Annotated in this window: 11 protein-coding genes; all 11 read right to left on the bottom strand. The window is 57.2% G+C overall.

Features of this window, described 5'->3' with window-relative positions; all coding sequences use genetic code 11:
- Window positions 1–97: 97 nt before the first annotated feature.
- Window positions 98–658: a hypothetical protein gene (locus ACSV9I_RS21530; RefSeq protein ID WP_438330786.1), complete on the bottom strand. Its 561-nt coding sequence runs from the start codon at window positions 656–658 to the stop codon at window positions 98–100.
- An 8-nt stretch (window positions 659–666) separates the two neighbouring features.
- Complete coding sequence (locus ACSV9I_RS21525; RefSeq protein ID WP_438330785.1) at window positions 667–1629, bottom strand: hypothetical protein; 963 nt, start codon at window positions 1627–1629, stop codon at window positions 667–669.
- Between the two features lie 147 nt (window positions 1630–1776).
- A complete protein-coding gene (locus ACSV9I_RS21520) occupies window positions 1777–2376 on the bottom strand; it encodes a toxin-activating lysine-acyltransferase (protein ID WP_438330784.1) in 600 nt (199 codons plus the stop codon).
- Between the two features lie 645 nt (window positions 2377–3021).
- Window positions 3022–4326 (bottom strand): IncP-type conjugal transfer protein TrbI, encoded by a 1305-nt coding sequence (gene trbI / locus ACSV9I_RS21515; protein ID WP_438330783.1) that lies wholly within the window; start codon window positions 4324–4326, stop codon window positions 3022–3024.
- A gap of 14 nt (window positions 4327–4340) precedes the next feature.
- Complete coding sequence (trbH, locus tag ACSV9I_RS21510) at window positions 4341–4793, bottom strand: conjugal transfer protein TrbH (RefSeq protein WP_438330781.1); 453 nt, start codon at window positions 4791–4793, stop codon at window positions 4341–4343.
- 3 nt (window positions 4794–4796) lie between these two features.
- A complete protein-coding gene (gene trbG, locus ACSV9I_RS21505; protein ID WP_438330780.1) occupies window positions 4797–5627 on the bottom strand; it encodes a P-type conjugative transfer protein TrbG in 831 nt (276 codons plus the stop codon).
- Window positions 5628–5643: 16 nt separating this feature from the next.
- Window positions 5644–6306 carry a conjugal transfer protein TrbF gene (locus ACSV9I_RS21500; RefSeq protein ID WP_438330778.1) on the bottom strand — a complete coding sequence of 221 codons (663 nt, stop codon included), beginning with the start codon at window positions 6304–6306 and terminating at the stop codon, window positions 5644–5646.
- 22 nt (window positions 6307–6328) lie between these two features.
- Window positions 6329–7510, bottom strand: a complete 1182-nt coding sequence (gene trbL / locus ACSV9I_RS21495; RefSeq protein WP_438330777.1) for a P-type conjugative transfer protein TrbL — start codon at window positions 7508–7510, stop codon at window positions 6329–6331.
- Complete coding sequence (trbK, locus tag ACSV9I_RS21490; protein WP_438330776.1) at window positions 7504–7710, bottom strand: entry exclusion protein TrbK; 207 nt, start codon at window positions 7708–7710, stop codon at window positions 7504–7506. The genes trbL and trbK overlap by 7 nt, the downstream gene beginning before the upstream one ends.
- The gene (gene trbJ, locus ACSV9I_RS21485; protein ID WP_438330775.1) at window positions 7707–8519 is read right to left on the bottom strand and encodes a P-type conjugative transfer protein TrbJ; all 813 of its coding nucleotides are present in this window, start codon (window positions 8517–8519) and stop codon (window positions 7707–7709) included. The genes trbK and trbJ overlap by 4 nt, the downstream gene beginning before the upstream one ends.
- The gene (locus ACSV9I_RS21480) at window positions 8509–10944 is read right to left on the bottom strand and encodes a conjugal transfer protein TrbE (RefSeq protein ID WP_438330773.1); all 2436 of its coding nucleotides are present in this window, start codon (window positions 10942–10944) and stop codon (window positions 8509–8511) included. Before ACSV9I_RS21480 ends, trbJ begins: the two co-directional genes overlap by 11 nt.
- Window positions 10945–10947 lie beyond the last annotated feature (3 nt).

Here is a 10947-nt window from a genome sequence, read left to right as displayed (position 1 = left end):
ACCATCAGACAGCGCCGCTTGAACCACCAAGCCAAAGCGGCTTAAATCAACCCGCAAACCGAGCCGGAAACTCCATTCTTCCAAAGCCCAAAACGTCTCAAATCATTCGACGACGGACAGTTGCTTCGGCAATGGATAAAGAATCTGGATTCTCCAGATATGTATAGGCTGGCAATAGCCCTACAACTAACATATTGCCGGGAAACAGGAATTCAATCCTGTTCAGGTCCCAGCCGTTGAAGGAGGAATTGAACAATCGGGTATCGGTGACGATGCCGTCGGCAATGCCGTCAAATCTGAGATCTCCATCTTCTGCTGAATAAGCAACACCAATAGCATCCTCCAAAATGGCCGCATACGATTGCAGCGCGACTTGCTGCGAAAGGAAATAGATACCTGAGTAGGCGTCCTGGCCTGTGGGCCCCCCCTCACGATATTGATCCTGGAGGAGCCAATTTGCCGCAAATGCCGTACCGCCTGTCGTCTCGCTGAAAGTCGAGATCTTGCCTGTCAGTAAGGCCTCTGAAGAGCCCGTCATCGCATGGTAAGCCATGTAGAAGGCAGCTCGGTCACCTGACTCAATCAAGCCGCGCAGCATACCCAGCTCGGCTGTGGACAGGGACATGGTGTAATTGGAGGTAATCTTCACCTTTGCCATGATTGCTCCTACGATTGGAGATCGGGACGGACTTCGAATTCGGACAGGAGCTTATCTGTCCGCTGTAGGAAGTTCAGCGTTTCCGCGAACTCGAGCCTCGAAAAATTAATATAATAAAACCAATTGTTCCGACGATATCCCGTCGCAAAACATGGAGTAGTTGCCTCCCGGCAGATGACGCTGTGAACAAGGCGACCATCGCGGTAGATTAGGATCGCAAAAAATCCGTCGCCATCGTACGCGTTGAGGCAGTCCGGGCTGGCGGGAGAATTGCTATTCCTCGGTCGATACTCGACGGAACCTGGAAAAGGCCCAGCTTGCTGTGTGCAGGCCTCATCACTGGCGTTTCGACTAAGAACGAAGTCGCGTAACGTCCTCTGACGCTCCTCCTCTGACAGCACCGGATCGTTTCGCAGTACTATATTCAATTCTGGAGACGCTTCTCCTTTCCTCCAGCCGTCAGGAAGGCCACTGGCTTTCCTTTCGGCTGCAATCTTTTGGATGCCCAAACGGTATGGTTCGAAGGTCGAGGAGATGACATTGAGGCCAATGCTGGAAAGGCCGCTTCCGGATTCCAGCGGTGTCAGCTTGTTGATGTAAACGCGCGGAATTGCCAGGACCATGAGCGGCGTGACCGTTGGCGATTCCATCTGGTCTTTGTCCGGAAACTGAAACGTCACGCGCTCCCAACTCGTCGACGTTTCATATCCTTCCCACAGTTCACGCGGGTCGGTCGCGGTCAGGGCAAGAGCGCCTACAATGTTGCCCTTCAAACGATCCACGGCCAAAAAGAGGATCGGCGTCGCTACCGCTGTCACAATTAGGATCTGAAGGAGGGTCGTTAGCCAGCGCTCACGGCTGAGAAGACCGGTTAGCCAATATCCTCCGATGCGAAGAAACGCATAAATGATGGCCGTAAGCACGACGAGTATGCCGAGCGTCAGGAAGATCAGTGGCGTGATGTTATTCATGCGGATGCTGCATCCCGAGAGGATTCCGAAGCTATAGAATTGAATTCAAATCGTTATCTGCGCTCCCGCTCCGTTACAAAGCGCTCAGCTTTTCATTGACGCAGACCGGCGCCCCATTGAGGCACGGACCTTCACGTATTGACATTATTAGTTTAGAGCCTTCTCAGGCTCGTCGGTTAGAGATCCTAATGGACCAGTCTTGGAAGAAAGTTTGCTCAAAATCTCAGGGTCGACCAGACGAGCGACTATAGGATGTATTTTGACATTGTTCTGCTTGGAAACCTGATTGAAGTTTCGCAGCACTGCCGTCGCCAGCTCGCGCGTCGGTGCGATAACATCAAGCAGCCAGGCGATCTCGCCACTTCGCCAGTCGGCGGGCTTTAGACGCACTGGAAATACGCCTGCCGCCGTCTGCTCGGAAATCTTCGCATCGACTTCGGGGCTGACCGTCGCCCAAATTGCGATAGCTGGTGGCTCCACCCCCGACGCCGACTTCTGTACGGCAATTGCAATTCTGTCATTGAGCAATGGATCAATCACAAGATTCGTAAGTTCAGAAAGCATTGTGCTGCGATACCGTGGTGCCGAACTCATCGCGAGCACGACTTGTCCGACGGTCGACTGCAGCGCAGCGTGTGCCTCAACCAGCCTCTTCCTTGCGTCGTCGGAAAGTGGCTCCTTGATTTTAGTTGCACGTACCCCACTGTTGTCCATCATTCCCTCAACAAACACCGCAGAGACGTCCAACTGAAGCTGCGGCGACTTCAGAATTGTATCTTAGAAGTAGAAATTTACAACTGCAAATGAAATCAATATATAAGTACAATCAAAAGTATTTGAGGCTGTCGCGAGCGAGGTCGTGACAGAGCATGGCAACCATATCGTTGCGGTGGACGAAAGCGAGGAAAGCTCCGAAGGATTTTCGAGTCCCAGTAGCGCCGGCAGCATGAAAACGGCCGTAAACGGTTGCGCCGTCGAGTATGTTTTGCCAGTTATCCTCCAGCCCGTTCACAACCTCGTGGCTCAGGATTGTTCGGCGTTTGTTGAGCAGCAGCTGCGACAAAGCAGCGTTTGGGGGCTCGCGACGTGTGATATCAAGTTGCTACACCGGCTTGACTGTTATCGTTATGCATAACTTAATGAATTATGGTGCCTACGGGCGGGCTGGTGTGTGCCCGCCACGCAGAGTTTTGTCAGCATTCCAATTTTTTGAATTGCCACTTCATGCCAACAGACGCAGTCTGTCCACTAGTGGGGCAAATGGCCGGATTCTTTCAAGATATGGATATGACCAAGGAAGAAGATTTAACAGCCTCAAGCTTCTTTTTACGCGACACGCACGAGCCCGTAGAATCGTGCAACACACTGAACTGGCTATTTAATTTCCAGAATTTAATTGTGTTGTCCCAATTGTGGGATGACAAGATCCTGATCGACAACAACGTTGAAACGATGTCCTGGCCGGATCTTGATCGTAGGCTGCACGTTGAGGTTCCTCGATATCGTCTGCTCGGCAGCGCGTCCGAATGACTCCGCGAAATTACGTCTCGCAGCATCGGACGCCGTGTCCTGAGTGCTGAGCGTTGAGCTCTCCGGCACCGCCATGTCGATCCCCGTTCCGATCAGTGCCACGAGTGCTGCCGAACCGAAGGTTCGTGCGTAGTGATTGTTGACCTTGTCCCTGAAACCGCCATACCCCTCGGCGTCCGTACCAGCCATCCCGCCGATCTGCAGGGTTGAGCCGTTCGGGAAGATGATATCCGTCCAGACGACGAGAACGCGGCTCTGGCCGAACGAAACCTTGCTGTCATAGCGCCCGAAGAGTTTCGTTCCTTGCGGAATGAGCAGATGGCGCCCCGTTGCGCTGTCATAGATGTTCTGGCTGACTTGCGCGGTAATCCGACCGGGAAGATCCGAGTTGATCCCCGTGATCAGGGTGGCCGGGATGACGGAACCGCGCTTGAGTTCATATGGTGACTGCTGCGGCACAACCTGGTTCGGCAAATAGCCAAGCTCCTTCAGGTCCGAGTTGAAAAACTCCTCTTTCCCCGCCTGACCGTTCTGATCACCCCCCTGCCCTGCTGCAGCCGACCTGAGAGCTGCGGAATAGAGATCAGAGGCTGAATTGGCGGTGGCCGTCGCCGAAGCCCGAGGCGCAGTACCGGTGGTTTGTCCGCCTTTGTCAGCGACATCGCTGATATCGACCTCAAGCGGTGAATCGAACGCGGCCCCCTTTGCCTGGAGGCTCGCCATGCGCTGCCGCTGCTGCTCGCGCAAGATCTGCTCTCTCTGCTCGCGGATCATCCGGGCATTCCATTCCTCCTCCGATTCCATGCGCGGCCGGCGTGCCTCGTGCGGCTCTATCCTCTGTTCCTGAACAGTGGCAGGAGGGGTGGCAGGTGCGGGTGGCGCGGGTGTGGGCTGGAACACACCTTGCTCGGCCCGGTCGCCGATGATCCCGTCTTTAACGCCGCGCTTCATTTGCTCTGCAAAATTCGATGCTGATCCGCCGGATGTGGCTCTTTCCGATGTCTGTTGACCGAACCTCAGCCCACGCGACGAAAGCCCATAGACCAGCACTGCGAGGAACAGGACGGTGATCCCTATGCCAAAAAACACCGGCATGCGGTTGAGCCGCTTCATGCCGCTTTCATTGGCTGGTTGAGATGGATTTCCAAGTTGCAGCGATTGAACCATGCTCGTTCCATTCCTCAGTTGAATGTCATCAAAGACAAGGGGCTAGATGGCGCCGCTGTCCCGTTGTTGACCGAATAGGCTCTCCCCATGGCAAACTTGTCTGTCGAGATCCGAGCGAGCACCTGCCCGTCTGCTGCGCTCAGCCCGTAAGAGAGTTCGGTCGGTTTCGCTCCCTTTTCCTTTCCGGCGTCCGGGCCCGCAACCTTCCTGACGACGGTGTAACCCCATCCTTTCAGGGCGGATTCGAGCGCAATGGAATATTCGGATGCATCAGCCTGCAGCTTGAGGGGTGTCTTTGTGGCACCCGCCTGTTCAGCAAAGCGCGCAGCCATGTCGCCGGCAATTGCGCTGGCTGCCGGGCCAGAAATTTCTACCGGCGCGGAGCTTGCGTCAGATCCAGGCGCACCCGTCTGGCACCCCGAAACGATCAGAGGAATGAGAAAGGCGAGGAGATAGCGGTAGCGCATGCATTACCCTCCCCGCTTGATGGTGATTTTCTGCTGGCGCCATCCGACCCCCGACAAGAGGACCGCCTTGTCGATATCGTAGTCGACGATCATCATGTCGTTCTTCATGCGGTAGTTCACGACACGGTTCTGCCCGCCCGAAACGACGAAGAGGACCGGCGCATCCTGGCCGGATATCGTGCGTGCGAACTGGATGTAGGTCTTCTGTCCGTCGGAATAGACGCGTTTCGGCCGCCATGGGGCATTGCCACTCATCGAATAGGAGAAAGAGAGCTGCTCGGGTGCCGTGCCCCCGCCGGGTCCGTTCATCGCCTGAACCCGCGCGTTGATATCTGCGAGTTTCGTTGCAGCATCCTCCGGATATTCGAACCCGACACGCGCCATGTATTGGCTTGGATGGGACTTCAATTGAATGTGATAGGTGCGGCGCGATGTGGTGACGACCATAGACGTCACGAGGCCTGGTTCTGAGGGTTTGACGATGAGGTGGATCGCTTGCCCGCCAGCAGCGCCCGATGTTGCCGGCTCAACTTTCCAGCGCACGGTATCGCCGACGAGAACGTCGCGGACGATCTCCCCGCCCTGCAGCTCGATATCGCAAACCTGCAAGGGAGAGCAGACGACCGAGGGCTGCGTCTCTCCGAAGAGGAAGATGACCTTGCCGTCTGGTCCGCGCGTGACGAGGCCAGCCTGACCTCGCCACTTGCCGGACAGATTGGTGGCTCGGGCTTCGTTGTTGGTCAGGCTCTGAGCAATCGCCGGTAGACTGAAGGCGAGCGAGACCGATATCGCGAGCAGCGAGCCAGCCAACGCGTTGTTTTTTTTGATCGTCATTCCAGAGTCCCTGCTGTCAGAGTTGCGCTGTCCAATCGAAGTCCGTGATGTAGACACCGATTGGATTGAGACGGATGGTTGCTTCATCCTGGGGTGAGGTGATCGCGACAGTCGCAATTCCCCGAAAGCGACGGGTGGCCAACTCCTTGCCCTTTCGATCGCGTTCATACTCCGTCCAATCCAGCTGGTAGGTGTGATTGGACAGCGCAACGATGTTGTTGACTTCGATTGCGACGGTCGCGCTCACCGCTTTCTCAAAGGGAGAGTTTGCGCGAAACCAGGCATTGACCTTCTGGGTCGACGGATCGCTCGTCCGCAAAAGCGCGTAGGTGCGATCGATGTACTGCTTCTGCACCACGGCATCCGGCGAGATGGAACGGAAGCTCGCGACGAAGTTTCCGAGTGTCGCCCGCACAACCCTCGTATCGGCATATTCGATCTGCTGAGGGAAGCCGCCCGTGACGGTGTTGCCGAGTTTGTCGACTTCGACAATGTAAGGCACGAGCTTGACCTGCGTGCTGAGATAAAGCGCGTAGCTGAAGCCGATAACAGCAATGCCGAGGCTCAATATGCCGACCGCCCGCCATGCAGCGGCCGCCTTGACGTAAGAGCCGTATCGTTCCGACCATTCCTGCCTTGCAGCAAGATACGGGTTTTCCGGTGCGCGTTGCACTGCCATCGGCATGTCCTTGTCTGTTCGTTCAAGATTGCTTGGAGGAAGCCGCAGACGGCATCTTCGCGCTGCTGCTGGCCTGATCGAGCTTGGCGTTCGCCAACCCGAGAAGCGTACTGGCATGGGCGCCAGGTGCCCCGATTGCCTTGTCCATCGCGGCGGATCCAACGGCCGCCAGGCCGGAGCCGATGCCCGCCATTGTGCCGTGGTAAGCCGCTCCTCCGACAGATGCCCCTTCAGCATGGGCAGCCTTTGCCGCTGCATATCCGGCAGCTGCCACTTTGCCACCAAGGACGGCACCTCCGAGTGCCATCTGGCCCGCTTGGGCTCCGTGTCTGATGGTTTCCATTCCGCCAGTGACCGAGGCGCCCTGCACCACCCCTTGCATGATGTTGGGCACGTACATGGAGATGATGAAGACGACGACCGATATGCCGGCGATCGCAAGCGTTGTGATGAACTGGTCGGTTTCTGCTGTCGGTGCTGCAGCCAGGCCAAGCAGGACCTCGGAGCCGATTTTGGAGATCATCACGAGCGCCATCAGCTTCATGCCGACACCAAAGGCATAGACGAGATATCGAACCGCGAAATCCTTTGTGTAGGAGGACCCGCCGAGACCCAGCATGATCATGCCGGCCAGCAGGCCGACATACATTTCGACCATGACGGAGACAAAAATTGCCGCTACCAGAGAGAAGCAGATGACCACGATGCCCATGGCAAGTACTGCGGCAATTGCGAGCGCATTGTCTTCGAAAACGCCGAACTTTGCCTGCTCCGACATTTGAGCGGCAACACGGATCCCCGCGTCGAAGACTTCGGCCGGTGAGGCCGTACCGCTGCCAGATCCGATCTGGAACAGGCTGTCGACCACGGCCTTTGCAAATGTCGGCCCCTGGGCAAGAACGAATGCGAAGAAGCCGATGAACATGATGCGGCGCACGAGCTCGGCAAACCAGCTATCGAGGGTTGCTGCCTGGATCGCGAGCCAAACGGCGGCGATCCCGACTTCGATACCAGCTAGGATCCAGAACAAGGATCGAGCGGCCTCCATGATAGTGGTCTCCCAACCCTTTGCCGCGACAGAAACCTGGTTTTCCAGCTCGGTCAGGACTTGACCGGTCTGTGCAAGCGCCGGTGCGGTGGACAGGATGCAAGCAAGGCCTGCCGCAACGAGTGCTGTCAAAATGGGCTTGAGTTCTCTCACCATCGGGGGCGCATCTCCTGACCCTTTTCGATTGGTTGAAGCTTGCCGTTCGTGCCGAAGAATTTTTGCCGGGTAGAGCGTTGCTCTTCACTCATTTCCGGCATGGTCGACTTGGGTGAGAATTTGATGATCACGGCGGTTGCGGCTGAAGAAAGCGCAGCGACGACGATCAGGATGGTGACGAGTTTCAGGCGGATATTCACCAGCGCGGCTCCATCTTCTGCCCCTCTGGGATGTCCTGAACGTCGGCATTGAAGAATGCTTCGCGGCGAGCCTGGGCGAGATCCTTGTCCGTCTGCTCACTTTGCAGCCAGGTGCCCATCATCGTCGTCTGCTGGGAGACGATGCCGCGAAGCTTTTGCATCTGGGACACTTGCTGAGCCGCAATCTGGTGCCCGACCTGCAGCGCCTTCATCTGCCCATCAGCCGACTGCGACATCGACCGGAGCTCGGTCATGGTTGCTTCTTCGCTGTCGAATTGCTCTGCCGTCAGTGACGCGGCCCTAAGGGTCCCTGCAATCGTGTCCCGGTTGGTGTCGGACCATGCCTGATAGGTGGAGGAGAAGCTCTCCGCATCCGGCAGATCCGTCTTCAACTCGGCATAGCTCTTGAACCTTTGGCGCAGGAGATCGTCGGCATTGCCCATCGAGAATGCGATACCCTGCCCCTGATCCACAATGTCGCGTAACTGACCGAGGTCCCGTTCGACCTGACCCCAGACATGGGATGGTAGCTGGGCGGTGTTCTGCAGCATGTTCTGATAGATCTTGAGCTGGTTCTGGATCTGCTCTGCAAGCTGGCTGATTTGGGTGATCTGGTTTCCGATTTGCTGACCCGACTGCCCGACAAGCGAAACGAGTTCGCCGTTGTTGAGAAGCTGCGTCCATTCCGTTGCACCACCGGTCGCCGCACCCGCATGCGATCGGACCGGGTTGGCGGTCAGGCATGTGGCCAGGACCAGGCTGAGGAATATCCGCTCCAGCCTGCGGGGTGGGGTGTCTTTAAATATCATGTTTGATCCCTCTCTCGGTAAGCCAGTGGCTTGGCCAGTCCTTGCCGTGTTTGGATGAAAGCGCCCGAATGCGCGCCAGATCCGCCTTGCCGGAAGAGCCGACGAAGGAAAGGGTGACGGGCCCAAGTGCCATATCGAAGAGCCGGCGGCCGTCAGCAGACGCAACGTAATAGTCCCGCTTAGGAATGGCGTTTGCGACGATCTCGATCTGCCGTTCGTTAAAACCGATGCTCTCGTAGAATTCCCGCGTTCCCTTCTCGCGGGCAGCACCATTGGCAAGGCAGATCTTTGTTGGGCAGGATTCCTTGAGGATGTCTATGATCCCCGATCGCTCCGCATCCGATATCGATTGGGTAGCAAGGACGACGGCGCAATTTGCCTTGCGTAGAACCTTGAGCCATTCGCGGATCTTCTCGCGAAACACCGGGTGGCCGAGCATCAGCCAGGCCTCATCGAGGATGATCAGGCTTGGAGACCCATCAAGCCTCTTTTCGATCCGGCGGAACAGGTATGTGAGGACAGGCACCAGATTGCGCTCGCCCATGTTCATCAACTGCTCGATCTCGAAGCACTGAAACCTACCCAGTTCGAGACCGTCGCTCTCGGCATCCAGAAGCTGGCCCATCGGCCCGTCGACCGTGTAGTGGTGAAGCGCATCCTTGATGTCGCGCAGCTGCACGCCGCTGACAAAGTCGGAAAGAGATCGGCCGGACGCTGAGGACATCAGGCTGATCTGCCTGGAGATCGCATTGCGATGGTCTGGCGTAAGTGTGACCCCCTGCAGTGAAATGAGGATCTCGATCCATTCGCAGGCCCAGGCTCTGTCGGCTTCCGACGCAAGATCAGACAGCGGGCAGAATGCCAGATGTCTCCCTTCCTCCGCCTCTCCACCGATCTCGTAGTGATCGCCTCCGACACCGAGCGTTAGCGGCATCATCGAACACCCCTTGTCGAAGGCAAAGATCTGCGCCTGTTCGTATCGGCAGAATTGCGCTACAATCAGCGACAGAAGCGTGGATTTACCGGATCCGGTCGGGCCAAAGATCAGCGTGTGGCCGACATCGTCGACATGCAGGTTCAGCCGAAAGGGTGTGGACCCCGAAGCCACCTGCATCAGTGGCGGAGCAGCCTTGGGATAGAAGGGACAGGGCGCCACGGGACTTCCTGACCAGACCGAGTTTAGCGGTATGAGGTCTGCAAGGTTGCGGGTGTTGATCAGCGGTTCCCGAATGTTGCAGTACCAGTTGCCCGGTAGGCTTCCCAAAAATGCGTCCGTCGCATTCAGTGTCTCGATCCTGGCGCCGAACCCTTCGGCTTGGACCAGACGTCGAACGGCTTCTGCCTTCTCCTGCAGGCGCTCGCGGCTCTGGTCGAAAATGACGATGACCGGTGTGTAGTAGCCGTAGGAAACGAGCTGCGAGGAGGCCTCAGCCATTGCGTCCTCGGTCTCGGCTACCATCGCCAGCGCGTCTTGGTCGATCGACTGGGACTGGGTCTGGAATAACTGATCGAGAAAAGGCCTGACCTTTTGCAGCCATTTCTTGCGCGTTCGCTCAAGACGCTCACGGGCCTCCTCCGGATCGAGGAAGACGAAGCGTGAGGACCAGCGATAGGTCAAGGGCATGAGGTCGAGGCTGTTGAGGATCCCGGGCCAGCTCTCGGCGGGCAGCCCGTCCATGGCAACCACGGCCAAGAACCGCCCATCGATACGTGGTGTCAGCCCATGTTCCAGCTCCGCCGTTGCAACCCAATCCAGGTACATCGGGATTTCCGGAAGCCGCACGGGGTGGTTTTCTCCGGTGATGGCAAACCGGATGAACTGAAACAGCTCGTCGTAGCGGGCCACCTGAGCGCCTCCGCGCTCTGGCACCTCTCGCGTCCGCATTCTTTGCAGCGAAATGACGTTGCCAAGATACTGCTCGATCTCACGGATCGAGTGGCGAAACGCCTTGAGCGCCGTGTCGGCATAACTCTCGTTGCGGCTTTCCGCGTCGGAATAGACGTAGCGGGTGAGCCGGGTTTTGCCGGGCTCCACCGGTCGGTAAGTCAGAATGAGCGCATGGCGGCTCTCGAAGTGCCCAGCTTCCCTGCCGAAATGGCTGCGACGTTCCTCGTCTATTAGCCGCGTCACCATGTCCGTAAAATGGCTTCGCTCGGACGACGGATACGCCGTCGTTGGAACGCGAACCGCCTCCACCTGGATCATCCACCCAGTACCCAGGCGAGACAGGATTGAATTGATCTGTCGGGACAGTTCGTTGCGCTCGAAATCGGTGGCGCTTTCGCTGTCGGGGCCGGCGAAGTACCAGCCGGCCATCAGGCTTCCGTCTTTCAGCAGTAGGATGCCATTGTCGACCAGGCCTGCATAGGGGACCAGATCTGCGAAGGACGGGTTCTTGGATCGAAACCTGCGTAGAGCAACCATCAA

This window comes from Rhizobium sp. G187 (genome assembly GCF_051549525.1).
Classification (GTDB): domain Bacteria; phylum Pseudomonadota; class Alphaproteobacteria; order Rhizobiales; family Rhizobiaceae; genus Allorhizobium.
The sequence above is the reverse complement of the archived record's forward strand: the minus strand, read 5'-3'. Positions and strand labels throughout refer to the sequence as shown.

Coding starts and splice junctions, on each gene's coding strand:
- ACSV9I_RS21500 (WP_438330778.1), bottom strand. CDS start 6,306: ATGGCAGTGCAACGCGCACCGGAAAACCCGTATCTTGCTGCAAGGCAG.
- ACSV9I_RS21525 (WP_438330785.1), bottom strand. CDS start 1,629: ATGAATAACATCACGCCACTGATCTTCCTGACGCTCGGCATACTCGTC.
- trbL (WP_438330777.1), bottom strand. CDS start 7,510: ATGGTGAGAGAACTCAAGCCCATTTTGACAGCACTCGTTGCGGCAGGC.
- ACSV9I_RS21480 (WP_438330773.1), bottom strand. CDS start 10,944: ATGGTTGCTCTACGCAGGTTTCGATCCAAGAACCCGTCCTTCGCAGAT.
- ACSV9I_RS21530 (WP_438330786.1), bottom strand. CDS start 658: ATGGCAAAGGTGAAGATTACCTCCAATTACACCATGTCCCTGTCCACA.
- trbI (WP_438330783.1), bottom strand. CDS start 4,326: ATGGTTCAATCGCTGCAACTTGGAAATCCATCTCAACCAGCCAATGAA.
- trbJ (WP_438330775.1), bottom strand. CDS start 8,519: ATGATATTTAAAGACACCCCACCCCGCAGGCTGGAGCGGATATTCCTC.
- trbG (WP_438330780.1), bottom strand. CDS start 5,627: ATGACGATCAAAAAAAACAACGCGTTGGCTGGCTCGCTGCTCGCGATA.
- trbH (WP_438330781.1), bottom strand. CDS start 4,793: ATGCGCTACCGCTATCTCCTCGCCTTTCTCATTCCTCTGATCGTTTCG.